The following is a 25,694-nucleotide window of genomic DNA, read 5'->3' on the forward strand; positions in this document are numbered from 1 at the left end:
GCGCCGTTTGGCGCGCCAAAAAGGGTGGTACCGCGGGAAGCGCGCCTCTCGTCCCTTTGCTGTGGGGATGGGGGGTTTTTTTGTACATATTTTCGTCAATGATGCAAGTAGAACTTGATAGGAGGAGTGCTGCGATGAGCTTCAACCACCGCGAAATTGAACAAAAATGGCAGGACTATTGGGAGAAAAACAAAACGTTCCGCACGTCCGATGATGATGACAAGCCGAAGTTTTACGTTCTCGACATGTTCCCGTATCCATCCGGCGCCGGCTTGCACGTCGGCCATCCGGAAGGATATACGGCGACCGATATTTTGGCGCGCATGAAGCGGATGCAAGGGTACAACGTCCTTCACCCGATGGGCTGGGACGCGTTCGGGCTGCCGGCCGAGCAATATGCGCTCGATACCGGCAACGACCCGGCGGAGTTTACGCAAAAAAACATCGACAATTTCCGCCGGCAAATCAAGTCGCTTGGCTTTTCGTACGACTGGGACCGGGAGATCAATACGACCGACCCGAACTATTACAAATGGACGCAATGGATTTTCTTGAAGCTGTATGAAAAAGGGCTCGCCTACATGGATGAAGTGCCGGTCAACTGGTGCCCGGCGCTCGGCACGGTGCTGGCGAACGAAGAGGTGATCAACGGCCGGAGCGAGCGCGGCGGGCATCCGGTCATCCGCAAGCCGATGCGGCAATGGATGCTGAAAATCACCGCCTATGCCGACCGCTTGCTTGAAGATTTGGAAGAGCTCGACTGGCCGGAAAGCATTAAGGAGATGCAGCGCAACTGGATTGGCCGTTCGGAAGGAGCGGAAATCGAGTTCGCCGTCGACGGCCATGACGAAACATTCACCGTGTTCACGACGCGTCCGGATACGCTGTTTGGCGCGACGTACACCGTCTTGGCGCCGGAGCATCCGCTCGTTGAAAAAATCACGACGCCGGAGCAAAAGCCAGCCGTTGACGCCTACTTAAAGGAAATTCAAAGCAAAAGCGACCTTGAGCGCACCGATTTGGCGAAAGAAAAAACGGGCGTGTTCACCGGCGCGTACGCCATTCACCCGGTCACCGGCGATCGGCTTCCGATTTGGATCGCTGACTACGTCTTGATGAGCTACGGCACCGGAGCGATCATGGCCGTGCCGGCGCACGATGAGCGCGACTACGAGTTTGCGAAAAAATTCCACTTGCCGATGAAAGAAGTCGTCGCCGGCGGGAATATCGAAAAGGAAGCGTACACCGGAGATGGCGAGCATATCAACTCCGAGTTTTTGAACGGCTTGAACAAGCAGGAAGCGATCGACAAAATGATCGCCTGGCTTGAGGAGCACGGCAAAGGGCGGAAAAAAGTGTCGTACCGGCTGCGCGACTGGCTGTTCAGCCGCCAGCGCTACTGGGGCGAGCCGATTCCGATCATCCATTGGGAAGACGGCACGATGACGCCGGTGCCGGAAGAGGAATTGCCGCTTGTGCTGCCGAAAACGGATGAAATCCGTCCGTCGGGAACGGGCGAGTCGCCGCTGGCCAACATCGAAGAATGGGTCAATGTTGTCGACCCGAAAACCGGGAAAAAAGGGCGGCGCGAAACGAACACGATGCCGCAATGGGCTGGAAGCTGCTGGTATTATTTACGCTACATCGACCCGCACAACGACAAGCAGCTCGCCGATCCGGAAAAGCTGAAAAAGTGGCTGCCGGTCGATGTTTACATCGGCGGGGCGGAGCACGCGGTTTTGCATTTGCTTTATGCCCGCTTCTGGCATAAGTTTCTCTATGACCTTGGCATCGTGCCGACGAAAGAACCGTTCCAAAAGCTGTTCAACCAAGGGATGATTTTAGGCGAAAACAACGAAAAAATGAGCAAATCAAAAGGCAACGTCGTCAACCCGGACGACATCATCGAAAGCCATGGGGCCGACACCTTGCGGCTGTATGAAATGTTCATGGGGCCGCTTGAGGCGTCGATCGCTTGGTCGACGAAAGGGCTTGACGGGGCGCGGCGCTTCCTCGACCGCGTCTGGAGACTCTTTGTCACCGAGAATGGCGAACTGAACCCGAACATTGTCGACGAACCGGCGAACGATACGCTCGAGCGCATCTATCACCAAACGGTGAAAAAAGTGACGGAAGACTATGAAGCGCTCCGCTTTAACACCGCCATTTCGCAGCTTATGGTGTTCATCAACGAAGCGTACAAAGCGGAGCAAATGAAAAAAGAATACATGGAAGGCTTCGTCAAGCTCTTGTCGCCGGTCTGCCCGCACATCGGCGAGGAGCTGTGGCAAAAGCTTGGCCACACGGACACGATCGCCTATGAACCGTGGCCGACGTATGATGAAACGAAGCTTGTGGAAGACGTCGTGGAAATCGTCGTGCAAATCAACGGCAAAGTGCGGTCGCGCTTGCACGTGCCCGTTGACTTGCCAAAAGAAGCGCTCGAGGAGCGGGCGCTCGCCGATGAAAAAATCAAAGAGCAGCTTGAGGGCAAAACCGTGCGCAAAGTGATCGCCGTCCCCGGCAAGCTCGTCAATATCGTCGCCAACTGATGATGAGGGCGGGCTTCGGCCCGCTCCCTATCCACCAACGAAAGGGGTCGATCTGCCATGGAAGAGATCAAGGAAATCACGCCGGCTGAAGTGAAAGAAAAACTCGAACGCGGGGAAAAGCTGAACATTGTCGATGTGCGCGAAGACGAGGAAGTCGCCCTCGGCATGATCCCCGGCGCCAAACATATTAAAATGGGCGACATCCCCGATCGGCTTGAGGAATTCGACCGCAACGAAGAATATATTTTCGTCTGCCGCTCCGGACGGCGGAGCGAAAACGTCTGCCGCTACTTGCAAGAGCTTGGCTATCGCGTCCGCAACATGACGGGCGGCATGCTCGAGTGGGAAGGCGAAACAGTGCCGAAGCGATAAACGCTTCCGGCTCAAAGAACAGGGCATGGCGGCGGGCCGTCATCCAAGTGATCCCGTTTTTGTCGAGACCAAAACGACGGAACGTGTCAGCGGATGGGAAATGGATCCATCCGAACGGCCCCGTTCAGTCAAGAGGCAGAGGAATGGCTGGCTGCCGCGGGCCTTTTCATGCGTCGGCGGCTTGCGCTTCCCCGGTCCGCTTGCGGGGTAGGAGCGAAAAAGCGTCCCAGCTTTTAGGGGCGCTTTTTCCATTTTGTTTTAGTACCAAAGTGTGATGCAAGAAAAAAAAGGAAAGGATATAATTTTCGGTAAAATCAGACACTTGTTCGAAGGAGGAGCTCTCTGTTGAAACTCGGCGACCGCTTGAAATTCGCCCGCTTGATGAAAGGCCTGACCCAAGAAGAAACGGCTGAAGGCATTATTTCGGTTTCTTATTTATCGAAAATTGAGAATAACCAAGTCATACCGAGCCAAGAGGTGCTCGAATGGCTGTTTCGGCGGCTGGACATCCGGCCGGGTGGAAACGAAACAATGCCTTCATGGTTCGAATGGGTGATGTCGTGGTATAAGGCGATGACGAACCGTGATGTGCCTGCCGCGCGGGAACTGTATGAAACGGTCAAAGAACGATGCGAGCAGTCTGGGGATGCCGAAGCCATGATTTATTTTCAGCTGATGCGAATCCGGTATTGGCTGCTTCTTGGCGACAAAAAGGGGGCGGAAACGGCGGCGCAAAGCGTGCGGGACTGGTATGGGTCGTTGAGTGATGACATGCGCTATTATTATTGGAAGTTTTTTGGGCTTTTATATTATTGTCAAGAAAAATATGACGACGCCTTGCATTGTTATCAAAAGGCAGAAGAGTTGTTGAAGGGAGAATGGAAAACGAGCGGGGAGGAGGCCGATTTGGCTTACTTGTCGGCGCTTGCATGCAGCCGTCTGTGGAAATGGTTTCAATGCCTTCATTACGCCGAGCGCGCGCTGGCGCTCAGCCAGGCGGAATACGACTTGCGGCGGAGCGCCGAATGCCATGTGCTGCTGGCGATTTGCCATCGGCGCTGCGGGGAGATCGATAAAGCGGTTGACCATTGTCTGCTGGCCCAAAAGGCGGCGAGGATGGTGGATGATCGACGGCTTCTTGGGATTGTGGAACACAATCTCGGCCACTTGAAAGGAATGAAACGTCAATACCGCGAGGCGGTGCAACATTATGAGAACAGTTTGATCTATAAAGAGGCCGCTCCGCTGGATTCCCGGCTCATCACGCTTTTGTCGCTCGTGCGCGTGCATTGTGATGCCAAGCATTATCGCAAAGCGTCGATGGCTGTCGAGGAAGGGTGGAAACAGCTCGAACAAGCCCCTAACGGCGTGTCCGAGCATTATGAGTATTATTTGCATTTTTCCATTTACCGGCTGCTTTTGAGCGAAGAAGATGAACCGTTGGAGCGGCTGCTCAAACAGGAGGCGATTCCCTATTTCCAAAAAAAGAAGGAGTATGACGACGCGTCATTGTATGCCGAATATTTGGCGGATTGTTATATGCGGAGGCGCCAATACAAGCAGGCGGCCCAATATTATCAATTAAGTTGCGCTCTCTTGCGGGCGCAAACAGGCGTTTGAAAGGAGGTGAAGCTCGTGAAAAAGCGGGTCGTTGTGATCATCGTTCTCGCCGTCCTTGGCCTCGCTTCAGCCTTTGGCCAAGGCATCGGGGTGAAAGAAGCGGCTAAAGATGAGCATCCGCCGCCGACGGTGATCGCCCGATAAAAGAAGCGGCTGGATTGGCGCTTTGCCTGTCTGTGTTGATCTTCTTCGAACCGATCCGTCTCCTGTTTTCGCCATGGGGCGAAAGCGGGGGATGAGTCGGTTTTTTGTTTCGTCCGTCAAAGCACGTTCTGTGGAAATCCGTCGGCTCAAGCGAAAAAGATCAATCGTTTTTTCGCTTGGCAGCTTCGCTGTCGGTCGTGTTTCACTTTGGCTGTTTTGTCGCAGGCGGAAAGCCGCAAAGAGGGAAAAACGGAAAATAGGCTGCCGGATCAGGACGCATGTCGCCCGATCATTTTCCCAATACCCAATCAAAATATATTGTAATAAAATTTTTATTAGAATAAATAATTTGAAAATATAAGAAAGGGGTAAAGGGAATGAACAAACGGGCGATGCTTGGCGCGATTGGGTTGGCGTTTGGATTGATGGCTTGGCCGTTCGGGGCTTCGGCGAAGGAAAGATCAATGGTGTGGAACGAACAGTGGAAGACGCCGTCGTTCGTTTCTGGTTCGCTGTTAAAAGGCGAGGATGCTCCGGAAGAATTGGTTTACCGTTATCTTGATCAAGAGAAGAATACGTTCCAGCTTGGTGGACAAGCCCGCGAACGGCTGAGCTTGATTGGCAAACAAACGGATGAACTCGGCCATACGGTCATGCGTTTTGAACAGCGCTATCACGGCATCCCAGTGTATGGCGCCGTGCTCGTTGCCCATGTCAACGATGGCGAATTGTCCTCTTTGTCGGGTACGCTCATTCCGAATTTGGACAAACGAACGTTGAAAACAGAAGCTGCCATTTCCATTCAACAAGCGGAAATGATCGCGAAACAAGATGTGGCTGATGCGGTGACGAAAGAACGGCCGGCGGCCGAAGAGGGAAAACCAACGCGGCTTGTCATCTATCCGGATGGGGAGACCCCGCGCCTCGCCTATGAAGTCAATGTCCGCTTTTTAACCCCTGTCCCAGGCAACTGGATCTACATGATCGATGCCGCAGACGGAAAAGTGTTGAACAAATGGAACCAAATGGACGAGGCGAAGCCGGGCGGCGGGCAGCCGGTCGCCGGCACGTCGACGGTCGGCGTGGGCCGCGGTGTGTTGGGGGATCAGAAATATATCAATACGACGTATTCCTCGTATTATGGCTACTACTATTTGCAAGACAATACGCGCGGCAGCGGCATTTTTACGTATGACGGACGAAACCGCACCGTTTTGCCCGGCAGCTTATGGGCCGATGTCGACAATCAATTTTTCGCCAGCTATGACGCGGCGGCCGTGGACGCCCATTATTACGCCGGCGTCGTGTATGATTACTACAAAAATGTGCACGGCCGGCTGAGCTATGACGGCAGCAACGCCGCCATCCGTTCGACCGTCCATTACGGCCGCGGCTACAACAACGCGTTTTGGAACGGTTCGCAAATGGTGTACGGCGATGGCGACGGACAGACGTTTTTGCCGTTTTCCGGCGGCATTGACGTCGTTGGGCATGAGTTGACCCATGCGGTGACGGATTATACGGCCGGGCTTGTTTACCAAAACGAATCCGGCGCCATCAATGAAGCGATGTCCGATATTTTCGGCACGCTCGTGGAGTTCTACGCCAACCGCAACCCGGACTGGGAGATCGGCGAAGACATTTACACGCCTGGGATCGCCGGCGATGCGCTCCGCTCGATGTCCGACCCGGCGAAATACGGCGATCCGGATCATTATTCCAAACGGTACACCGGCACGCAAGACAACGGCGGCGTCCATACGAACAGCGGCATCATCAATAAAGCGGCGTACTTGCTCAGCCAAGGCGGCGTCCATTACGGCGTGAGCGTCACCGGCATCGGCCGCGACAAAATGGGGAAAATTTTCTACCGGGCGCTTGTCTACTATTTGACGCCGACGTCGAACTTCAGCCAGCTGCGCGCCGCCTGCGTGCAAGCGGCCGCTGATTTGTACGGGTCGACAAGCCAAGAAGTCAACTCGGTGAAACAGGCGTTCAATGCGGTTGGAGTGTATTAAGACGAATGAAGTTTCTGACGTCACGCGTCCCGCTGTTCGGGGGCGCGTGACGCCTTTTGTGGGCAGGATTTTCCCTAAATGCGTGGAAAAGGAAAAAGAAAACGGGGGAATGGCGATGTACAAAGTGAAAGTGTTTGATAAAGAGCATGAAAAAGATTTGGAAGCGGCGGTCAATGATTTTTTAGCCCGATTGAAAGACGGACAGTTGATCGATGTCAAGTACAGCGTGGCGGCGATGGAATCGGAAGGCGAGCAAATCTACTGTTTTTCCGCCATGGTCATTTACCGGACTTGACACTTCACACGGCTCCAGACTGCGGGATTCTTTGGCCGTTTTCGTGCTGATCCCCCCAAAGCGGGCGACGCTTTTTTCGTTGCGGCATTTCCATTTCAGGCGGCGAAATTTTGCGATCGCCCGCCTTGAAGACGGGCGTTGTCGGAATGTCAGCGAACGCCCCGGAGCACCCGAGGGGCATGAGGACGGCGGTCAATTCGTTGCTGTCTGCCCCGCGGAGCCGCTCGCCCCGTTTTTTTCCGCCAATGCATAGCGGGCGGCGTTCACGCCGGCGAGCCGCCCGGTGACAAGGGCGGCGGTGATGTTGTAGCCGCCCGTGTAGCCGTGAATGTCCAAAATTTCCCCACAAAAGTAAAGGCCGGCCATGCATTTGGAGGCCATTGTTTTCGGCTCAATTTCTTTGACCGACACGCCGCCGCCGGTGACGAATGCTTTCTCAAGCGGCAGCGTGCCGTGGACGTAAAAGGTAAATTGTTTGCACTGTCGGACAAACGCCCGCAGCGCCTCATGGCCGACCGTGCCGGCAGAGGCGTGCGGGTCGATGCCGGCCCGCTCGAGCAAAAAGACGGCGTACCGCTCGGGAAGCACCGTTTTGGCGATCGTTTTCATCGCCTTTTTCGGCTCCTCTTTGCACAGCTTGGCGAACTGTTGAAACAGTTCTTCCTGTGTCACGTCCGGAAGCGCGTCGATGCTCATTTTGACCGCGCCGTCCGTCGCTTTTTTCAACGCCTTAACGACAAACTGGCTGCAGCGGAGAGCAGCTGGGCCGGAAATGCCGAAGTGCGTAAACAGCATATCCATCCGGTGGGTGATGATCGGTTTGCCATTCGGCTTTAAGACGCTTAACGCGACGTCGCGCAGCGACAAGCCTTGCAGCGTCCGCTCTCGGATGAACGGCTCATGCGAGACGATCGGAACTTCGGTTGGAAACAATTCGGTCACCGTGTGGCCCGCTTTTTCCGCCCACGGATAGCCGTCGCCTGTTGAGCCGGTTTGCGGCACCGATTTGCCGCCGACGGCGACGACAACCGCACGGGCGTGGATCGTCTCCCCGCTTTTCAGCGTGACACCGACTGTTTTTCCTTGTTCATACAACACGTCCGCCACTGGCGATTCAAGCCGAACATCGACGCCAAGGCGCGACAATTCGCGAACAAGCGCGTCGACGACCGACTGGGCGCTGTCGCTTTTAGGAAACATGCGGCCGTGGTCTTCCTCCTTGAGCGGCACGCCGAGCCGCTCAAAAAAGCGGATGATGTCTTCATTGTTAAATACGGAAAAGGCGCTGTATAAAAAGCGGCCGTTGCCGGGAATATGGCGGACAATTTCATCCACCGGCAGCCGATTCGTCACGTTGCAGCGTCCGCCGCCGGAGATGGCGAGCTTGCGCCCGAGCTTCGTTCCTTTTTCCAACAAGAGCACCTTCGCCCCTTCTTCGCCGGCGCCGATGGCCGCCATGAGCCCGGACGGACCGCCGCCGATGATGATGACGTCGTATCCCATGTTCATTCCACCCTCTCTTTCTGCGCGTGGCCGATATTTTTCGTTCCATTGACAACTATGGTAAAATAGATACGTTGTTATTTTCAACGTCCATGGCTAGGGAAGGGGTCATATGTCAACATCGAAGCTGCTGCGCGGCACGTTTATTTTAACGGCTGGCGTGATGATTTCTCGCCTTCTTGGTTTATTTTACGTCATCCCGTTTTACCATCTTGTCGGCGAGCGCGGCGGGGCGCTGTACGGATACGGCTATGTGCCGTACCAAATTTTTTTGAGCTTGGCGACCGGCGGGCTGCCGGTGGCGGTGTCAAAGTTTGTGTCGAAATACAACGCGCTTGGGGAATACGGCGTCGGCTATCGGCTCTTTCGCTCCGGCCTTGTCTTGATGATCGCAAGCGGCATCGCCTCATGGCTCATTTTGTACGCCCTGGCGCCCATCTTGGCGCCGCACGTCATCGATGCGAAAACGAACGTCAACTCGGTCGACGACGTCACGGCCGTCATCCGCGCGGTCAGCTTTGCGCTCCTCATCGTGCCGGTGATGAGCTTGATCCGCGGATTTTTCCAAGGACATGAGTCGATGGGCCCGACGGCGCTGTCGCAAGTCGTCGAACAAATCGCGCGCATCGCGTTTTTGCTTGGGGCGTGCTACGTCATTTTGCGCCTGATGGACGGCTCGATCGTCTCCGCTGTGAGCGCGGCGACGTTTGCCGCGTTTGTCGGGGCGGCGGCGGGGCTTTTGGTGTTGCTTGTCTATTGGTGGAAGCGGCGTCCGTATTTGCAGTCGCTGCTTGCGCGTGACCGCGGCGAAGCGGACGTGTCGCTTTTGGCGATGTATAAAGAGCTGCTTCTTTCTTCGATTCCGTTTGTTTTTGTCGGCTTGTCGATGTCGCTGTACCAGCTCGTCGATCAGTTTACGTTCAATCACGCGATGGCGGCGGCGGGCCGCGGGAACATCTCGGAGCACGCGTATTCCGTGTTCAACATGTGGGCGCAAAAGCTCGTCATCATACCCGTGACGCTCGCGACCTCGTTCAGCTTGGCGCTCATCCCGACGATTACGAAAGCGTATGTCGCGCAAGATCGGAAAGCGCTGCGGCAATATTTGAACCAGACGTTTCAAGTGCTCATGTTTTTAACGCTCCCGGCGGTGATTGGCATGGCGGTGCTGGCAGGGCCGGTGTACAGCTCGTTTTACAGCTATGATCCGCTTGGTGAACAAGTGTTGCGCTGGTATGCGCCGGCGGCGATTTTGTACGCTTTGTTTTCTGTGACGGCGGCGATCATGCAAGGCATCAACGAGCAGCGGTTTACGGTCGTCAGTTTGACAGCCGGCTTGCTTGTGAAGCTTTTGCTCAACACGCCGCTCATTATGAAATGGTCGGCCGTCGGGGCCATTGTTGCCACGATGGCGGGCTATTTCGTCTCTGTGGCGTTCAACTTATGGGTCATTCAGCGCCGCACGCGCTACCGCTATCGGTTTGTCGCCCGCCGGACGGCGTTTATGGCCATCTTGACGGCGGCGATGTCAGCGGCGGTTATGGGGGTCGAGGCGCTGGCGTCCCGATGGATCGATTACCGCGCCGGCACCGCTGAATCGGTGGGCGCTGTTTCCATCGGCGCAGCGGTCGGGGCGGCCGTCTACTTGTTTCTCAGCATCCGCTCCGGGTTGTTTTCGGCGCTGTTTGGCGACCGGTTTGCGTTTTGGCGCCGGAAAGAGAAAAAGGCGGTATCGTAGACGAGGGTGTATGGGGGGATCGGCCGTTGACCGGACGGCCGTTTCCTAGAAGCGGCTCGTTTAGGCCGGGAGCCCGGCGGACGGCGCTTCTTGCGAACATCGCGGCGCCCGAGCGAAAGGGTTCGACGACGGCTGTTTTTCGCCCTCCCCCATGCCGTTCGGCTTGCGGCAAAAAAAGAAGAAGGCGGTCGTCCCCGCCTTCTTTCTCCATTTCGCTTACGACAGGCCGAGCCGGCGTTCGATGCGATCGAGGCGGCTTTCCACCCGGTCGAGCCGGCGGTCGAGCCGTTCGACGGCCCGCTCAAGCCGTTCGATGCGCCGCGCCCAGTTGGCGAATGGCCCGCCTGGGTATCCGGGCCAAAATTGGCTGGCTGGCGGCTGTTGACGGTAATCATCCAACGTTGGGACATAATAGTAATATTCATTCATCGGCAAATCCCCCTTCTTGATGTTTCCTTCACAGTGTATGGGGGGAAGGCGGAAGCGGACTAGATGAACGCCTAATGAAGGCCATATTTTTAGGAGGGAGATTTGTGGAGCTGCGCATTGACAAGCTGCTCGCCCATATGGGGTATGGGACGAGGAAGGAAGTGAAAAAGCTGCTCAAGTCCGGAGCGGTGAAAGTGGACGGCGCGCCGGTTCGTGATGCGAAAACGAAAGTGCGGCCGGATGAGCAAATCGTGACCGTTTGGGGAGAAACGGTCGAGTACAAGCCGTTCATTTACTTGATGATGAATAAGCCTTCGGGGGTCGTTTCCGCGACGGAAGATGCCGTGGAAGAGACGGTCGTCGATTTGCTTGAAGAAGAAGACCGGGCATTTTCCCCGTTTCCGGTCGGGCGGCTTGACAAAGATACGGAAGGGCTGCTGCTCTTGACGAATGACGGCCAGCTCGCCCATCAGCTGTTGTCGCCGAAAAAACACGTGCCGAAAACGTATTTTGCCGTCGTGGACGGGGAAGTGACGGAAGCGGATGTCGCGGCGTTTCAGCGCGGCGTCGTCCTTGATGACGGCTATGAAACAAAGCCGGCCAAGCTCGTTGTGTTGAAATCCGGCCTTCGTTCCGATGTCGAGGTGACGATCACCGAGGGGAAGTTCCATCAAGTGAAGCGGATGTTTCAAGCGGTCGGCAAGCGGGTCGTCTATTTAAAACGAATTCAAATGGGGCCGCTGCCGCTTGACCCGGATTTGGCCGTCGGCGAGTATCGGGAATTGACGGATGAAGAGGTGGGCATGTTGAAGCAATACCGGCCAGAGACGGACGAAAAAAAAGGAACCTGACGCGGTTCCTTTTTTATGGAAAAATAGTGGATATTCATCTGTGGAAAAATGGTTTGCGTTCATCTCTCATCTTGCCTACCCTATTGGCACCGGGTTTACGAAGAGATGCGCACTTTTTTGTTTGTGGTCGTCCATTTGCCCTTGCTTGGGCTGCGAACGAGATCGTTGTACATAAGCACGTTCAAGTCGCGCTGGATCGTTCGTGGGGTGGTGCCGAACTCATCAACAAGCTCTTGGGTCGTAACCGTTCCTTTTTCGCTAATGTACATATACACGGACTTGATGCGGGTAAGCATCCGATGTGTTGAAGGTTTCAAAAGACCACTCCCTATCTTAGCATCATTCGCATGGCACAACCGACCGCTAGCAGATGAGAGATGTCTTTGTCTGTTTACTACCATTGTACACGAAATGAGAGGGAAAATGCTACCCGGTTGCTTCTATTCACGAAAAATTTCAACATTTTGTCATGAAACGGAAATCGATTTGCAACGAATGAAACATTTTGACTTCCTGTTTTTGATATGATACGTTGGCAACAAAGGGTGTTGAATAAGGAAAGGAAGAATGGCGTTGAACATCGACTGGATGAACGAAGCGAAGAAACGAAAAGACGATCTTGTCCGCGACGTGCAAGCTCTTGTCCGCATTCCGAGCGTCCGCGATGATCAGCAGGCGCAGCCGGGCGCGCCGTTTGGGCCCAAGGTGGCCGAGGCGCTTGAGCATATGCTTCGCCGCGGCCGGGAGGAAGGGTTTCGCGTCAAAAATGTGGACGGATTTGCTGGGCATATCGAAATGGGGCATGGGGAGAAACTTGTCGGCGTGCTCGGCCATATCGACGTCGTGCCGCCCGGGGACGGCTGGACGATGGATCCGTTTGCCGCTGAGGTGCGCGATGGCCGCCTTTACGGGCGCGGCGCGATCGATGACAAAGGGCCGACCGTCGCGGCGTTTTACGCGATGAAAATCATCCTTGAACTCGGGCTGCCGCTTGGCAAGCGGGTGCGGCTTATCATCGGGGGCGATGAGGAAAGCGACTGGCGGTGCGTAGAGCACTATTTTCGTCATGAAGAAATGCCGGATGTCGGATTTGCGCCGGATGCTGATTTCCCGATCATTTATGCTGAAAAAGGAATCATTGACGCCGATTTGTCGTACCGCCCGCCTAAATCGGCGGAGGCGGAAGGGCTCGCGCTTGCCTCATTCCAAGCTGGGCGCCGCTACAACATGGTGCCGGATGCGGCTGAAGCGGTGGTGGAAGGAGCGGGACGGACGGAGGAGCTGCTTGGCCTCTATGAACAGTTTTGCTGGGAGCGCGGCGTAAAGGGGAGCATGAGGCAAAGCGAAGGGGCCGTCGTCTTTCAATTGGAAGGGGTGTCCGCTCATGGCGCCGAGCCGGAGCGCGGCAAAAACGCCGGCGTCTATTTGGCTCAGTTTTTGGCGTCGCTTCCGCTCGATGGCCGAAGCCGGCCGTTCGTTCAGTTTGTGGCCTCCGCCTTTTTCGGCGATGCCCGCGGCCGGCGGCTCGGCCTTGCGTATCGGGACGAACAAAGCGGCGACTTGACGGTCAACGTCGGGGTGCTGTCGTATGACCGGCGGCATGGCGGAACGATTGGGCTGAACATCCGCTATCCGGTGACGGCCGACGGTGACGCGATCCGCCGGACGCTCGCCGGCGCTGCGGCTGAACATGGATTCGCGCTCAGCCGGTTCAGCGATACGAAGCCTCATTATATCGATCCGAGCCACGAGCTTGTCCGCACGCTTCAGCGCGTCTACGAAGAGCAGACGGGCGAGCCGGCCCGGCTTTTGGCCATCGGCGGCGGCACATACGCCCGCGCCTTGACCGCCGGGGTGGCGTTTGGCGCGTTGTTTCCGGGCCGTCCGGATGTCGCCCACCAGAAAGATGAGTATATCGAAATCGACGATTTGGTGAAAGCGACCGCCATTTACGCGCAGGCGATCTATGAGCTGGCAAAATAAACGGCGGTCCGCCGCCCCGGCGAAAAAGAGAGCGGGGCGGGCGTTGTTTTAATGAAAGGGGGAACGGGATGGAAGCGGTATTCAAACGGGGGGCGGCGGCACGAAAACCGGTGTTTCCGCTCTTTTATTTTCTCATCTTTTTTGCTTTTGGCGCCTTGTTTCCGCTTTTGTCCGTCTATTTGCAGGAAGAGGCGCGCCTTCCGGGGGCGGCGATCGGCTGGATCATGTCGCTTCCCCCGATCGTGACGATGGCGGTCCAGCCGCTTTGGGGGATGGCGACCGATTACACGCGCAAACCGATCGGCCTTTTGATGGCGTCGTTGGTGTTGGCGGCGCTGTTTGGATTGATGTATTCGCTCGCCGGCAGCTACCGGTTGTTTGCTGCGCTCACGGTGCTGCTGTCGGCGATGCAAAGCGCCATCGTTCCGCTTTCTGACAGCCTCGCTCTTCGCCATGTGCACGAACAGGGCGGAAACTACGGGGCGATTCGGCTTTGGGGATCGATCGGGTTTGCCGCGGCCGTGTTGGTTGTCGGATGGCTGTCCGATCATGTCGCGTTTGAGGTCATTTTTTACGCCTTTTCGTTGGCGCTGCTCGCCGCGTCGGTTTTGGCCGCCCGCCTGCCGCGCTACCCGATGGCGGCGCCGGGGGCGTTGACGCTTCGGGATGTGCGCCGGCTGCTGTCCGTCCGCTCGTTTCAGCTCCTGCTTGTCGCAACATTTTTGCTGTTTGGTCCGATTTTGGCCAATAACTCGTATTTCGGGCTGCTCATTCATGAGTTGGGCGGGACGTTAACTGGCATCGGCCTCGCCTTTTTGTTTGCCGCCGGCAGCGAGGCGCCGTTTATGAAAGCGGCGGATCGGCTCATCGGCCGTTTCGGCATGGTGCGGCTTCTTCTATTGGCGGCGCTCATCTCGGCAGTCCGCTGGTTGTCGTATGCGGTCGACCCGCCGCTTTGGTTTGTGTATGCAACGGCGGTCGTCCAAGGCTGCTCCGTAGGTCTGGCGATTCCGACGGCGCTTCAATATGCGCGCCGCTTGGCGCCGGAGCGGGTGCAGGCGACGGCGGTGGCGTTATACTCAGCGGTCGGCAACGGCCTTGGCGCGTGGTTTTGCACGTTGGTGGGCGGATATTTGCTTGAGCGTTGGCAGATCGGCGCTGTCTACTTGTTTTTTAGCATCTGCACGATCGTGGGTGTGCTCGTGCTCCTTTTGCTCGCAAAACGAGAACGAACGGCAGGTGAAGAGAAGTGAAACGAAGCCATTATTTTATCGCTGTTCCGCTGACGTCTGAAGCGAAACAAGCCATTGCCCGATTTTCGGGGGATGCGTCGTCATCGCTGCCGTTTCGCACATGGGTGCATGAAGAGGATTATCATATCACCCTCGCGTTTTTAGGCGATGTGCCGCCGGGGAAAATGGCGCCGCTGTGCGAAGCGATGGCCGCCGTCGCCGCCAAAAGCGCCCCGTTTTCCCTCGCGCTTGCCGGGCTTGGGACGTTCGGGGAGCGGACGGCGCCTCGCGTTTTTTGGCAAGGAGTCGAAACGGAAGAAGCGTTGAATGGATTGCGGCGCGACGTGTATGAAGCGTGCATGAAGCTTGGGTTTTCCTTGGACCGGCGGCCGTTTGCCCCGCATATTACGATCGCTCGCAAATGGCAGGGAGCCGAACCGTTTCACCCGGATCGCCTCCGTTCGCTTGCCACGGCCAAGGCGGTGTTTTCGGTGCCTGAGATCGTGCTGTATCGGACGAATATGGAACGGACGCCGAAGTACGAAGCGATCGCCGTGTTCCCGTTGCTTGGCGCGCCGATGAATGGCCGGAAATAGCAGGTGAAACAATGGGTCAGCTCGTGAAACTCATGGATTGCATTTCCCGCTACGAAACGGATGTGTACTATTATGTGCCGGAGTTCATCCGGCTGAAGCAGCGGCAATGGGAGCAGGCAAAAGCGCGGTGGCAAGCCGAACGAACGGCTGAGGCTAGCGGATGGCTTGAAACGGGCGAGACGTGGAATGCTTGGCTTGACAAACCGTCATGGTGGGAACGGCTGACGAAACGATGGCGCCGCCGTGCCGCGCTTACGGAAGAAGAGACGTTTTCTCTTGCGCCGATGGCTCGTCCGGCGGCTACTCTGGAGGAATTGAAACAGCAGTTTTTGGATGAGTTGTTCGAGTTGCAGCTGAAATGGGCGAGTTCCACGATGATGTACGTTTCCTCCCTCGATGAAGCCGTGTATGGCGATGAGACGTTGAAATATTTTTTGCAGCGGTTTCCGGATACGCATTTATGCTTTTACCGGCCTGTGGCGATGGTCGGCAAGGCGCCGGTGGAGCTGGAGACGATGATGTTGACGCCATCCGCGCTCTGGTGCATTGCCTTCGTCGAAGGAAGGCCGGACAACATCGTCATGGCGTCAACCGGCCGGTTTTGGGTGGAACAAGCCGGAACGAACGAAACGAGGCTGGTCAACCCGGTCGTGTCGCTGCGGCGGACGGAGCAGATCGTTTCGGAGATTTTTCGCAAACATGAGGTCGATTGGCCGATCCACCTCGTGCTGTTAAACCGCTCCGGCTACATTGACAGCGGCGGTCTTTTTCCGTTTATCCGCTATATTGATAAGCGAAATTATGACGAGTGGTTTTCCCGCCTGCGCCGCTCCGCTCTCCCGCTTCGGCACGGGCAGCTGAAAGCGGCTGAGGCGCTGCTTCGCCATTGCGCCAGCTTTTACGACCGCCGCCATGACGGGAATATGAGCGGCGAGGAAGGGCAACAATAGAAACATCTGTGCATCGATAGGGCGACCGGCCGATGATTTGGCACCGCCCTTTTTCTTTTACGTATGATGGTATTAACGGGAGAAAAAAGGGGTGAACGCACATGCTTCACATCAGCCGAACGTTTGCCGCCTATTTGGACGAGATGGATCAAATCGTTGTGCTTGCGCCGAAATCGCTCGGCTTTGATGGAATGGCGCCGTTTACGCTCGTGGCGCCGAGCGGCGAGGAGATTCTGCTGTCCGTGCAGCACGTCGAGGATGTTGGGGAGACGGTGAAATATGTGTGCCGGTTTGCATCCGCGTTCGAGTTTGGAGCGACATACTGGGTGCGTTCTTGCCGCGGGGAGGAGACCGATGTTCAAATCGGCGCCGTTGTGCGCACTCCCGCATTTGATGATCGGTTTTTCTATGATGGGCCGTTAGGAGCGGAGTATTTCAAAGAACAGACCGTATTTCGCGTCTGGGCGCCGACCGCCACCGCGGTTAGCGTCAAGCTGGTTCATCCGCATCTCGACGAGATCCGCTGCGTGCCGCTTGTGCGCGGCGAACGCGGCGTATGGTCAGCCGTCGTCCCCGGCGATTGGGAGCGAGCGCGTTACACATATATCGCCTGCATCAACCGCGTATGGCGCGAGGCGGTGGACCCGTATGCGACCGCGGTTTCGGTCAATGGCGAGTTCGGCGTCGTGATCGACTGGGAGAAAACGAAGCTGGCGCCGCCCTCTTTGCCGCTTCCACCGCTCTGTTCGCCGACGGATGCCATCATTTATGAGCTGAGCATCCGCGACTTTACCAGCCACCCGGACAGCGGCGCCGTCCATAAAGGGAAGTATCTCGGGCTGGCCGAAACGAACACGAGCGGGCCGAACGGGACGGCCACCGGGCTTTCGTATGTCAAAGAGCTGGGCGTCACCCATGTGCAGCTCATGCCGTTTATGGACTTTGCGGGCGTCGATGAGCGCGACCCACAAGCGGCTTACAACTGGGGATACAATCCCCTTCATCTATATGCGCCGGAAGGGAGTTATGCGACCGATCCAGCGGATCCATACGCGCGCATTGTAGAATTGAAGCAGGCGATCCACACGCTGCACGAAAATGGCTTGCGCGTCGTGATGGATGCGGTCTACAACCATGTCTATGACCGGGAGCAATCGCCGCTTGAGAAGCTCGTTCCCGGTTATTACTTCCGCTACGACGCCTATGGCCAACCGGCCAACGGCACCGGCGTCGGCAACGACATCGCTTCGGAGCGGCGGATGGCGCGCCGCTGGATCGTCGATTCGGTGGTGTTTTGGGCGAAAGAATATGGCATTGACGGGTTCCGCTTTGATTTGATGGGCGTGCACGATATCGAGACGATGAAAGCGGTGCGCGATGCCCTCGACGCCATCGATCCGTCGATCCTTGTGTATGGGGAAGGGTGGGATTTGCCGACGCCTCTTCCACCGGAACAAAAGGCGACGATGGCCAACGCCAAGCAGCTGCCGCGCTTCGCTTATTTCAATGACCGGTTTCGCGATGCGGTGAAAGGGAGCACCTTTCATTTGCCGGACCGTGGGTTCGCCCTCGGCAACCCAGGCGGGCGAGAACAGGTGAAGCTCGCCATTGCCGGGAGCTTGCGAGCGCTCGGCGGGCTGTTTTGCCACCCGCGTCAGTCAATCAATTACGTCGAATGTCATGACAACCATACGTTTTGGGATAAGATGGAGGCGGCCAACCATGATGAGCCGGAATGGCTCCGGAGGAAGCGGCAAAAGCTGGCGACGGCGATCGTTCTGTTGGCGCAAGGCATTCCGTTTTTGCACAGCGGCCAAGAGTTTTATCGGACGAAAGGCGGCGATGGGAACAGCTACCGATCGCCGGATGCGGTCAATCAGCTGGATTGGGGGCGGAAAAGCCGCTATGAAGACGACGTCCGCTACGTTCAAGGATTGATCGCTCTTCGCCGCGCGCATGGCGCGTTCCGCCTCGCGACGGAAGCGGAAGTGCTGCGTCATTTCACGTTTCTTGAGCCGCTGCCGCCGTCGGTCATCGCCTATCGGCTGCATGATGCCGCCGTCTATGGGCCTTGGGAGGACATCATCGTCGTGCATCATAACGAGGAGAAAGAGACAGCCATTGCGCTCCCCGACGAGCGCGAGTGGGCGGTTGTATGCGACGGACAGCGATGCGGGACAACGCCCTTTGGCCAAGCGCGCGGCATGCTTCGGCTTGACGGCATCGGCACATGGGTGCTCGTCCATCCTGCAGGGTGACCGCTCAGACGGCGCGCGGGGTTCGCCACAAGACCTTTGGAAGGCCGATGAAAAACGAGTATGTTCGCCAAGCCAATGGGGGTTGTCGGAAAGGAGAAGCCGATTTGGCAATCCTTCTGCACTTGAGAAAGACCGGCGTTGAGCAGGTTGTTTGTTTCAGTCGTCAGCCCTTTGCAAGAGCGGCTGCGCTCGTCTTTGGCGCACCCAATGAACGGTGTTCCAGTTGAGACGAAACGGGAAAGGGCGGCCGATCGGAGTGGGAGCCGCGGGGCACTTCCGCTTTGGCAGTTTTAAGCAGGGCGTTTGCCGAGAAAAATGTTTGCATGCCGGAGCGGTATTTCAGTATAATACAAGTAAAACGGACGGAGGAAGGACGCGGCCTGGCCGTCCTTTTTATTTGGGCGCGAGAAGCAAACGGAGATGTTTCTATTTTTAAGTCGCAGGTGAACACGCTTGGAACAGTTACTAGGTAAGGAGTGGGAGATCACTCCCGCTGGCGGCGCTACAGGGGATGCGTATTTTGCGGAATATGAAGGAAAGAAATTGTTTTTAAAGCGGAATTCTTCTCCGTTTCTGGCTGTATTGTCGGCCGAGGGCATCGTCCCGAAGCTTGTATGGACGAAACGGCTCGAAAACGGCGATGTGTTTACGGCCCAGCAATGGCTGAACGGCCGGGAGCTGAAGCCGTGGGAGATGGGAAGCGAGCAAGTGGCGGCGCTGCTAAGGAAAATCCATCGTTCAAAAGAGCTGGTGACGATGCTGAAGCGGCTCGGCAAATCTCCGCTGCGCGCGAAGACGATGCTCGCCCTCCTCTTAGAACAAGGGCGCCATCCGGTTGGCGGTTCTGTCGTCTATCAGGCGCTTGACTGGCTTGAACAGCATATATCGTCATTGCCGGATGGCGAATATGTTGTCTGCCACTGTGACATCAATCATAACAATTGGCTGCTGACCGACGATGGCACGTTGTACTTGATCGATTGGGACGGAGCGATGATCGCCGATCCGGCGATCGACATCGGCATGCTCCTTCATCTGTACATTCCGCGCGCCGAATGGAAGACGTGGCTCGACCAGTACGGATGGGAATGGAGCCAGGAGCTTGGCCTCCGCCTAAAGTGGTATACGATCGCTCATACGTTGCACTCGCTGTTTTGGCCGAAAGGGAAGGACGGCCAAAAAGAAAAGGAGCAGTCGCTTCGGTTATTGAAGCGCGTCATGGTAGAGAGTTGACCAAGCGAGGCCTCAGCGTCCGAACGGCCGGCGCCGGGGGCTGCGCGATCGCTGTGTTCGGCTGCCGCCGCGCCATTTGTTTCCGCTGCCGATGACGAAGGCGCCGCGGTCAGGACAGCCCATTCACCCAGTCGGCGAGCTGGCCTTGGTGGGCGGAAATGTGGGCGTTTAAATCAGCGCTGTATTTCCCGCCTTGGCCATAAGCGTAAATATGGGGGAGAATTTGCTTGACTTGGCCGTCCACCTCATCGTTGGCGAGCAGCGATTTAGCGAGCCGTTCAATTTGTTCGCATTCGGAAACCGTTCCGCAGCAATCGAGCTGATGTTCGGATAAAATGTCGCGAAGTACGGTCAATTGATGGTTATAGTTGAGCGGCATGCTGGTCACCATCCTTTCGCCAGGCTGTACGGTTTTATCATGCCCGGATCGAGCCGAGTTTATTATTCGAAACCGAAAAGACCCCCTGCTTCTACGCGTGAGCGTAGGTGGGAGAGCGTTCAAGCCCGGGCGTTTTTTCGCGTTTGCTTCTTTGGCGCGAGTGTGGTATCGTCAAACCAACAAACGGAAACAAGGCTGAGGTGTCAATATGCGTTTGCGCAACAAACCGTGGGCGAAAGACAAAATCGCCGCGTATCCGCAATACGTCATTCCCGATCCCGAAACAAAGCGCGGGCGATGGCGCGAGCTGTTCGGCCACGACCAACCGCTCCATGTCGAGATCGGGACGGGGAAAGGCAAATTTATCACGGAAATGGCCAAACTTCATCCGGATGTCAATTTCATCGGCATCGAGCTGTACCCGAGCGTGCTCGTGTCCGCGCTTGACAAACTGATCGAAAGCGGGCTCGCGAACGTCAAGCTGCTGAACGCCAATGCGAAAGATCTGACCGCGTTTTTTGCCGACGGGGAAGTGTCGCGCATTTATTTGAACTTTTCCGACCCATGGCCGAAAAAGCGGCACGAAAAGCGGCGGCTGACGTATCGGGACTTTTTGGCGCTCTATGACCGCATTTTGGCGGAAGACGGAGACATCCATTTGAAAACGGACAATCAATCGTTTTTCGAATACTCGCTTGTCAGTTTGTCGCAATATGGGTTTGTGCTCGCATCGGTCCAGCTCGACTTGCATCAAAGCGGCATGACGGGCAATGTCATGACAGAGTATGAGGAAAAATTTTCTGCCAAAGGAAACCGCATTTACCGATGCGAGGCGGTGCGCCCGCCGCGGCGGTCGTCATAGGCCCGAACCGATTGGTCGGGTCTTTTTCTATTTCCGATTGATGGAGAAAATGGTACACTAGTGGAGGGGGGAGAGAGGAAATGGAACAGTTGCGAATTGGACAAGTCACATTGACATGGCTTCGGGGCGGCGTCACCCATCTTGACGGCGGGGCGATGTTTGGCGTCGTGCCGAAACCGCTTTGGTCGAAAAAATATCCGCCGAACGACAACAATCAAATCGAGCTGCGCACCGATCCGATTTTGGTGGAAGCCTATGGAAAACGGCTGCTCATTGAATCCGGCATCGGCAACGGCAAGCTGACCGACAAGCAAAAGCGAAACTTCGGCGTCACGGAAGAATCAGCGATTGATGAATCGCTTGCCAAGCTCGGGCTTGCGCGGCGCGACATCGACATCGTCATCATGACCCATTTGCATTTTGACCATGCGTGCGGATTGACCGTTTGGGAAGACGGACGGCTCGTGCCGGCGTTTCCGCGCGCGGCGATCATCACCTCGGATGTCGAGTGGGAGGAAATGCGAAACCCGAACATCCGATCGCGCAATACGTATTGGAAAGAAAATTGGGAGCCGATCGCGGATCAAGTCGTTCCGTTTACAAAGGAAACGGAAGTCGTTCCTGGCATCCGCCTCGTCCATACCGGCGGGCATAGCGCCGGGCATGCGATCGTGCTCATCGAATCAGACGGGGAGATGGCCATTCATCTTGGCGATTTGCTTGGCACGCACGCCCATCAAAACGTCCTTTGGGTGATGGCGTACGACGATTACCCGATGGATTCGATTTTTGCCAAACAGCGATGGCTCCCGTACGGCGTAAAGCAAAATGCGTGGTTTACCTTCTACCATGATGCCTACTATCGGGCTGTGAAATGGCAGGAAGACGGGACGATGGCCGCCGCCGTGAAGCGGGAGCGGCCGCTATGACAGCGGCTTGGCGTCTACGATGGCTCCCGTGTAGGCGTTGATGAAAAACTCGTCATCCCCGTCGTCGCGGCAGACGCCGCCGCGGTATACGGTGTACGCCAGGCCGTTTTTCTCATACCGCTCCGGGGCGGATTGAATCCAGGAACCGCGGATGGCGCGCGGACCGCCAAGCGCGGCTTTCGCCAGCGCCAGCGCTTGTTCCGGGGCAAGGAGCGCCGGTTTGGAAGCGGAGCGGATGGCATAGACGACGGCCGCACCGACGGCGGCGCCGACGAGCCACTGTTTCCAAGCCATGTTTCTTTCCTCCTTTTCGCTTTGATACGGTTTAGTATAGCCGATTTTGGCGGAACATGTAAGAAGGACGGAAAGAAACGGAACGGTGAAATCGAACATAGAAAGGGAGACGCGTGATGAATAAGGACACGCTGCAATTATTCCAAACGTTGACCGAGCTTCCAGGCGCACCGGGTTATGAACATCCGGTGCGGCAGTTTATGCGCCAAGAGCTCGCGAAATACGCCGATGATATTGTGCAAGACCGCCTCGGGAGCCTTTTCGGCGTCAAACGCGGTGATGAGGCGGGCCCGACGGTGATGGTCGCCGGCCATATGGATGAAGTCGGATTTATGGTGACAGCGATCACGGATCACGGCATGATTCGTTTCCAGCCGCTAGGAGGCTGGTGGGATCAAGTGCTGCTCGCCCAGCGCGTGCAGATTATCACGGACGGAGGGCCGGTCATCGGCGTGATCGGGTCGATTCCGCCGCATTTGCTTGATGAGGAGCAGCGCAAAAAACCGATGGAGATCAAAAACATGTTGATTGACATCGGAGCGGAAAGCCGTGAAGATGCCGAACGAGTCGGCATTCGCCCCGGCCAGCCGATCGTGCCGGTCAGCCCGTTTACTTTGCTTGCCAACGGAAAAACCGTGATGGCAAAAGCGTGGGACAATCGGTTTGGCTGCGGATTGGCGATCGAGCTGTTAAAAGAGCTGAACGGCGAAACAGTGCCGAACGTCTTGTACGCCGGGGCGACCGTGCAGGAAGAGGTCGGGCTGCGTGGGGCCCAGACGGCGGCTTCGATGATCAACCCGGACATCTTTTTTGCCCTGGAAGCAAGCCCGGCCAACGATATGTCCGGCGACAAGCAGGCGTTCGGCCATATCGGCAAAGGAGCGCTCATCCGCTTGTACGACCGGACGATGATTACGCACCGCGGCATGCGCGAATTTGTGCTTGATACGGCGGAAACGATCGGCGTCCCGTACCAGTTTTTCATTTCCCCAGGCGGCGGAACCGACGCCGGGCGGGTGCATATCGCCAACCGCGGCGTGCCGTCGGCGGTGATCGGCATTTGCGCCCGCTACATTCATACGCATGCGTCGATCATTCATGTCGACGATTACGCGGCGGCCAAACAGCTCATCGTTGAGCTCGTCAAACGGTGCGACCGGACAACGGTCGAGACGATTCGCCAAAACAGCTGAGGAGAAGCGAGCGCTTCTCCTTTTCCATGACAAGGAGGGCACTGGATGAAAACTGTTGCGGTTGGAACGAACAACGAAGCGAAAATCGCCGCCGTTCGGGCGGTGCTTTCGGAAAAGGAATACCGCATTGTATCGCTTGAGGTGCCATCAGGCGTTTCCGCGCAGCCGCTGTCCGATGAAGAGACGCGGCTTGGCGCCATCGGGCGCGCCAAACGGGCGCTCGAAGCGGCGGAGGCGGACATCGGCATCGGATTGGAAGGCGGCGTGACGAAGATCGATGGGCAATGGTGGCTGTGCAACTGGGGGGCGCTCGCTGACCGAAACGGAGTGGTGGTGGCCGCCGCCGGCGCCCGCCTCGCCCTCCCGCCGGACGTCGGCGCCGGCATCGAGGCGGGGCGCGAGCTCGGCGACGTGATGGAAGCGTACACCGGGCGGAGGAACGTTCGGCGGAAAGAAGGCGCGGTCGGCGTATTGACGAACGGGCGCGTTGACCGATCGGCGATGTTTTCCCACATCGTCGAGCTTTTGGCCGGTCAATATGAATGGCTTTGTCAAAACGGGTCGTTCCATGTATGATAAATAACGAACGGTCATGCCGATGATGGCGGGCGGCTGAATGAGCGGGCCGCGCGAGGATCTAGACCGAGCGGCTGGCAACGTCAAACGGTGGAAAACGCCGCACGGGCATGGCCTGGCATTGTCAACGCCGGATGCGCCTTTGGCCAAGTCCCGGCCGAAAGAGGGAAACGGAAGGCACGGCCGCCGGCAAAACAAGGAGGAACACGAATGAACAGCCGGCAAATGTATGAGAAGATTAAAGAGCGCCTCGTCGCCCACCGGCACTGGACGTTTCGCTTTGACGCCAAGCAAGACGCGATGCGCGTCGAAGACCGCCGCACGAAAAAAGGCGTCACGATCTCGCTTCCCGGCGTGATCGCCAAATGGCACGAACAAAAAGATGAGGCGGTGCGCGAAGTCGTTTATTATGTAGAGGAAACGTTGAAAACGATGGAGGAAGACGCGGCGCTTTCCGGCAACGAGCGAAACATTTATCCCGTCATTCGCTCGGCGTCGTTTCCGACGGAGACGAAAGAAGGCATTCCGTTGCTGTTTGATGATCATACAGCCGAAACGCGCATTTACTATGCGCTCGACCTAGGCAAAACGTATCGCTTGATTGATGAGTGCATGCTGGAGAAAGACAAATGGAGCCGCGAGCGGGTGAAGGAAATCGCCCGTTTCAACGTTCGGTCGCTGCCGACGCCGGTGAAAGAGGACCGGGTGGCGGACAACGTGTTTTATTTTGTGAACACCAATGACGGGTATGATGCGAGCCGCATTTTAAACGAATCGTTTTTGGCCGGCATGCGGGCGCGCGTGGAAGGAACGATGGCCGTCGCTGTTCCGCATCAAGATGTGCTCATCATCGCTGATGTCCGCAACGACATCGGTTATGACGTGCTCGCGCAAATGACGATGAGCTTTTTTGCCGGCGGCCGCGTGCCGATCACGGCGCTGTCGTTTTTATACGAAAATGGGAAACTTGAACCGATTTTTATTTTAGGAAAAAAACGGAGAACGTAGCGGCAAGGAGGAATGAAGCGATGAACGTGTTTTACAACCGAGAAGGGGTCGGCGACGTGCTGCTCGTGTCGCTGAAACCGGCGGCGGATGAGGAACGGACGTTTGTCAGACAAGGCGATGTCGTCCGCATCATGTCCGAACGGACGGGCGAGACGGTCGGCTATAACATTTTTTCCGCGTCTTCGTACTATCCGTTTTCCGGCAACGGTCCGCTGGAAGTGAATGAGGAGCTCGTCGGCGTCATCAACGACATCTTGGCGAAAAACGGTTTTGACGAACCGATCGAAGCTGACTTGTCGCCGAAGTTTGTCGTCGGATATGTGAAAGAGAAAACGAAGCATCCGAACGCCGATAAATTGAGCGTCTGCCAAGTCGATGTCGGCGGTGAGGTGCTGCAAATCGTCTGCGGAGCGCCGAACGTCGCCGAAGGGCAAAAAGTCGTCGTCGCCAAAATCGGCGCCGTGATGCCAAACGGCCTCGTCATTCAAGAAAGCGAGCTGCGCGGCGTCCGGTCATCCGGCATGATTTGTTCGGCCCGCGAGCTTGGGCTGCCAAACGCCCCGCAGGAGAAAGGCATTTTGGTGCTGTCCGATGAGTATGAGGTCGGCCAGCCGTTCGTTTTTTGACGTTCCGACGGGCGGTGCAGACGGATTCCGACTGTTGTTTCGCCACTGGAACG

At 56.7% G+C, this 25,694-nt stretch carries 26 protein-coding genes and 1 other annotated feature (1 of these 27 running past the window's edge); of the genes, 21 read left to right on the forward strand and 5 right to left on the reverse strand.

All coding sequences use genetic code 11. From position 1 onward, the window contains the following. Positions 1-59, forward strand: a binding site (T-box leader); it begins 163 nt to the left of the window's first position. 75 nt (positions 60-134) lie between these two features. The 6 genes from leuS (at position 135) to JCR24_RS00310 (ending at position 7,001) form a co-directional block, all read left to right on the forward strand. Beyond that, positions 135-2,552 (forward strand): leucine--tRNA ligase, encoded by a 2,418-nt coding sequence (gene leuS, locus JCR24_RS00290; protein ID WP_014196589.1) that lies wholly within the window; start codon positions 135-137, stop codon positions 2,550-2,552. Between the two features lie 57 nt (positions 2,553-2,609). Further along, positions 2,610-2,924 carry a rhodanese-like domain-containing protein gene (locus JCR24_RS00295; RefSeq protein WP_013144427.1) on the forward strand — a complete coding sequence of 105 codons (315 nt, stop codon included), beginning with the start codon at positions 2,610-2,612 and terminating at the stop codon, positions 2,922-2,924. 345 nt (positions 2,925-3,269) lie between these two features. Further along, a complete protein-coding gene (locus JCR24_RS00300; RefSeq protein WP_238979891.1) occupies positions 3,270-4,544 on the forward strand; it encodes a helix-turn-helix domain-containing protein in 1,275 nt (424 codons plus the stop codon). A gap of 15 nt (positions 4,545-4,559) precedes the next feature. Then, positions 4,560-4,688, forward strand: a complete 129-nt coding sequence (locus JCR24_RS17445) for a hypothetical protein (protein ID WP_014196587.1) — start codon at positions 4,560-4,562, stop codon at positions 4,686-4,688. Between the two features lie 377 nt (positions 4,689-5,065). Continuing rightward, a complete protein-coding gene (locus tag JCR24_RS00305) occupies positions 5,066-6,706 on the forward strand; it encodes a M4 family metallopeptidase (RefSeq protein WP_238979892.1) in 1,641 nt (546 codons plus the stop codon). 115 nt (positions 6,707-6,821) lie between these two features. Further along, on the forward strand, positions 6,822-7,001 hold the full coding sequence (locus JCR24_RS00310; protein WP_008880941.1) for a sporulation protein Cse60: 180 nt from the start codon (positions 6,822-6,824) through the stop codon (positions 6,999-7,001). A gap of 192 nt (positions 7,002-7,193) precedes the next feature. Here JCR24_RS00310 and JCR24_RS00315 read toward each other — a convergent pair whose 3' ends face one another. After that, a complete protein-coding gene (locus JCR24_RS00315; protein WP_238979893.1) occupies positions 7,194-8,504 on the reverse strand; it encodes a BaiN/RdsA family NAD(P)/FAD-dependent oxidoreductase in 1,311 nt (436 codons plus the stop codon). 112 nt (positions 8,505-8,616) lie between these two features. Here JCR24_RS00315 and JCR24_RS00320 point away from each other — a divergent pair, with 112 nt between their 5' ends. Further along, positions 8,617-10,242 carry a putative polysaccharide biosynthesis protein gene (locus tag JCR24_RS00320; protein ID WP_013144433.1) on the forward strand — a complete coding sequence of 542 codons (1,626 nt, stop codon included), beginning with the start codon at positions 8,617-8,619 and terminating at the stop codon, positions 10,240-10,242. 216 nt (positions 10,243-10,458) lie between these two features. On the opposite strand, the gene JCR24_RS00325 is transcribed toward JCR24_RS00320, so the two are convergent. Continuing rightward, positions 10,459-10,671: a hypothetical protein gene (locus JCR24_RS00325; RefSeq protein ID WP_011232307.1), complete on the reverse strand. Its 213-nt coding sequence runs from the start codon at positions 10,669-10,671 to the stop codon at positions 10,459-10,461. 104 nt (positions 10,672-10,775) lie between these two features. Here JCR24_RS00325 and JCR24_RS00330 point away from each other — a divergent pair, with 104 nt between their 5' ends. Further along, a complete protein-coding gene (locus tag JCR24_RS00330; RefSeq protein WP_011232306.1) occupies positions 10,776-11,522 on the forward strand; it encodes a pseudouridine synthase in 747 nt (248 codons plus the stop codon). 95 nt (positions 11,523-11,617) lie between these two features. Here the strand turns inward: JCR24_RS00330 and JCR24_RS00335 are convergent, their stop codons facing one another. Next, on the reverse strand, positions 11,618-11,839 hold the full coding sequence (locus JCR24_RS00335) for a DeoR family transcriptional regulator (protein ID WP_008880936.1): 222 nt from the start codon (positions 11,837-11,839) through the stop codon (positions 11,618-11,620). Positions 11,840-12,089: 250 nt separating this feature from the next. On the opposite strand from JCR24_RS00335, the gene pepV reads away from it, so the two are divergent. From pepV to JCR24_RS00365, 6 genes are all read left to right on the forward strand, one after another. Next, a complete protein-coding gene (pepV, locus tag JCR24_RS00340) occupies positions 12,090-13,505 on the forward strand; it encodes a dipeptidase PepV (RefSeq protein ID WP_238979894.1) in 1,416 nt (471 codons plus the stop codon). Positions 13,506-13,573: 68 nt separating this feature from the next. Beyond that, entirely contained in the window at positions 13,574-14,758 is a 1,185-nt protein-coding gene (malA, locus tag JCR24_RS00345; RefSeq protein WP_033026027.1) for a maltose permease, read from the forward strand. Continuing rightward, positions 14,755-15,333 carry an RNA 2',3'-cyclic phosphodiesterase gene (gene thpR / locus JCR24_RS00350; protein ID WP_238979895.1) on the forward strand — a complete coding sequence of 193 codons (579 nt, stop codon included), beginning with the start codon at positions 14,755-14,757 and terminating at the stop codon, positions 15,331-15,333. Before malA ends, thpR begins: the two co-directional genes overlap by 4 nt. Before the next feature lie 11 nt (positions 15,334-15,344). After that, positions 15,345-16,283, forward strand: coding sequence for a hypothetical protein (locus tag JCR24_RS00355; protein ID WP_014196578.1), 939 nt, complete (start codon positions 15,345-15,347; stop codon positions 16,281-16,283). Positions 16,284-16,384: 101 nt separating this feature from the next. After that, positions 16,385-18,541: a type I pullulanase gene (gene pulA, locus JCR24_RS00360; protein ID WP_238979896.1), complete on the forward strand. Its 2,157-nt coding sequence runs from the start codon at positions 16,385-16,387 to the stop codon at positions 18,539-18,541. Between the two features lie 453 nt (positions 18,542-18,994). Further along, a complete protein-coding gene (locus tag JCR24_RS00365; RefSeq protein WP_119877873.1) occupies positions 18,995-19,774 on the forward strand; it encodes a phosphotransferase family protein in 780 nt (259 codons plus the stop codon). 109 nt (positions 19,775-19,883) lie between these two features. Here JCR24_RS00365 and JCR24_RS00370 read toward each other — a convergent pair whose 3' ends face one another. Beyond that, entirely contained in the window at positions 19,884-20,153 is a 270-nt protein-coding gene (locus JCR24_RS00370) for a YtzH-like family protein (RefSeq protein ID WP_033026022.1), read from the reverse strand. A gap of 208 nt (positions 20,154-20,361) precedes the next feature. Between JCR24_RS00370 and trmB the strand changes: the two genes are divergently transcribed. Next, a complete protein-coding gene (gene trmB, locus JCR24_RS00375; protein WP_238979897.1) occupies positions 20,362-21,015 on the forward strand; it encodes a tRNA (guanosine(46)-N7)-methyltransferase TrmB in 654 nt (217 codons plus the stop codon). An 80-nt stretch (positions 21,016-21,095) separates the two neighbouring features. Further along, complete coding sequence (locus JCR24_RS00380; protein WP_238979898.1) at positions 21,096-21,944, forward strand: YtnP family quorum-quenching lactonase; 849 nt, start codon at positions 21,096-21,098, stop codon at positions 21,942-21,944. Here JCR24_RS00380 and JCR24_RS00385 read toward each other — a convergent pair. After that, on the reverse strand, positions 21,939-22,238 hold the full coding sequence (locus JCR24_RS00385) for a PepSY domain-containing protein (protein WP_011232295.1): 300 nt from the start codon (positions 22,236-22,238) through the stop codon (positions 21,939-21,941). The two genes, JCR24_RS00380 and JCR24_RS00385, sit on opposite strands and share 6 nt — an antisense overlap. Before the next feature lie 116 nt (positions 22,239-22,354). Between JCR24_RS00385 and JCR24_RS00390 the strand changes: the two genes are divergently transcribed. From JCR24_RS00390 to ytpR, 5 genes are read left to right on the forward strand one after another with little or no spacing between them, the layout of a single operon-like run. After that, entirely contained in the window at positions 22,355-23,431 is a 1,077-nt protein-coding gene (locus JCR24_RS00390) for a M42 family metallopeptidase (RefSeq protein ID WP_011232294.1), read from the forward strand. A 45-nt stretch (positions 23,432-23,476) separates the two neighbouring features. Then, positions 23,477-24,007 (forward strand): DUF84 family protein, encoded by a 531-nt coding sequence (locus JCR24_RS00395; RefSeq protein WP_013524367.1) that lies wholly within the window; start codon positions 23,477-23,479, stop codon positions 24,005-24,007. A gap of 40 nt (positions 24,008-24,047) precedes the next feature. After that, the gene (locus tag JCR24_RS00400) at positions 24,048-24,221 is read left to right on the forward strand and encodes a hypothetical protein (RefSeq protein ID WP_014196573.1); all 174 of its coding nucleotides are present in this window, start codon (positions 24,048-24,050) and stop codon (positions 24,219-24,221) included. Beyond that, positions 24,218-25,015 carry a DUF1444 domain-containing protein gene (locus JCR24_RS00405; RefSeq protein WP_069304470.1) on the forward strand — a complete coding sequence of 266 codons (798 nt, stop codon included), beginning with the start codon at positions 24,218-24,220 and terminating at the stop codon, positions 25,013-25,015. Before JCR24_RS00400 ends, JCR24_RS00405 begins: the two co-directional genes overlap by 4 nt. Positions 25,016-25,035: 20 nt before the next feature. Beyond that, positions 25,036-25,641 carry a YtpR family tRNA-binding protein gene (gene ytpR / locus JCR24_RS00410; RefSeq protein ID WP_013144448.1) on the forward strand — a complete coding sequence of 202 codons (606 nt, stop codon included), beginning with the start codon at positions 25,036-25,038 and terminating at the stop codon, positions 25,639-25,641. Positions 25,642-25,694: the final 53 nt, after the last annotated feature.

The organism is Geobacillus sp. YHL, assembly GCF_022341265.1.
Lineage (GTDB): Bacteria > Bacillota > Bacilli > Bacillales > Anoxybacillaceae > Geobacillus > Geobacillus thermoleovorans.

Coding starts and splice junctions, on each gene's coding strand:
- malA (WP_033026027.1), top strand. CDS start 13,574: ATGGAAGCGGTATTCAAACGGGGGGCGGCGGCACGAAAACCGGTGTTT.
- JCR24_RS00395 (WP_013524367.1), top strand. CDS start 23,477: ATGAAAACTGTTGCGGTTGGAACGAACAACGAAGCGAAAATCGCCGCC.
- JCR24_RS00310 (WP_008880941.1), top strand. CDS start 6,822: ATGTACAAAGTGAAAGTGTTTGATAAAGAGCATGAAAAAGATTTGGAA.
- JCR24_RS00390 (WP_011232294.1), top strand. CDS start 22,355: ATGAATAAGGACACGCTGCAATTATTCCAAACGTTGACCGAGCTTCCA.
- JCR24_RS00370 (WP_033026022.1), bottom strand. CDS start 20,153: ATGCCGCTCAACTATAACCATCAATTGACCGTACTTCGCGACATTTTA.
- JCR24_RS00380 (WP_238979898.1), top strand. CDS start 21,096: ATGGAACAGTTGCGAATTGGACAAGTCACATTGACATGGCTTCGGGGC.
- JCR24_RS00355 (WP_014196578.1), top strand. CDS start 15,345: ATGGGTCAGCTCGTGAAACTCATGGATTGCATTTCCCGCTACGAAACG.
- JCR24_RS00315 (WP_238979893.1), bottom strand. CDS start 8,504: ATGGGATACGACGTCATCATCATCGGCGGCGGTCCGTCCGGGCTCATG.
- trmB (WP_238979897.1), top strand. CDS start 20,362: ATGCGTTTGCGCAACAAACCGTGGGCGAAAGACAAAATCGCCGCGTAT.
- pepV (WP_238979894.1), top strand. CDS start 12,090: ATGGCGTTGAACATCGACTGGATGAACGAAGCGAAGAAACGAAAAGAC.
- leuS (WP_014196589.1), top strand. CDS start 135: ATGAGCTTCAACCACCGCGAAATTGAACAAAAATGGCAGGACTATTGG.
- JCR24_RS00400 (WP_014196573.1), top strand. CDS start 24,048: ATGAGCGGGCCGCGCGAGGATCTAGACCGAGCGGCTGGCAACGTCAAA.
- ytpR (WP_013144448.1), top strand. CDS start 25,036: ATGAACGTGTTTTACAACCGAGAAGGGGTCGGCGACGTGCTGCTCGTG.
- JCR24_RS00385 (WP_011232295.1), bottom strand. CDS start 22,238: ATGGCTTGGAAACAGTGGCTCGTCGGCGCCGCCGTCGGTGCGGCCGTC.
- JCR24_RS00325 (WP_011232307.1), bottom strand. CDS start 10,671: ATGAATGAATATTACTATTATGTCCCAACGTTGGATGATTACCGTCAA.
- JCR24_RS00295 (WP_013144427.1), top strand. CDS start 2,610: ATGGAAGAGATCAAGGAAATCACGCCGGCTGAAGTGAAAGAAAAACTC.
- JCR24_RS00305 (WP_238979892.1), top strand. CDS start 5,066: ATGAACAAACGGGCGATGCTTGGCGCGATTGGGTTGGCGTTTGGATTG.
- pulA (WP_238979896.1), top strand. CDS start 16,385: ATGCTTCACATCAGCCGAACGTTTGCCGCCTATTTGGACGAGATGGAT.
- JCR24_RS00320 (WP_013144433.1), top strand. CDS start 8,617: ATGTCAACATCGAAGCTGCTGCGCGGCACGTTTATTTTAACGGCTGGC.
- JCR24_RS00405 (WP_069304470.1), top strand. CDS start 24,218: ATGAACAGCCGGCAAATGTATGAGAAGATTAAAGAGCGCCTCGTCGCC.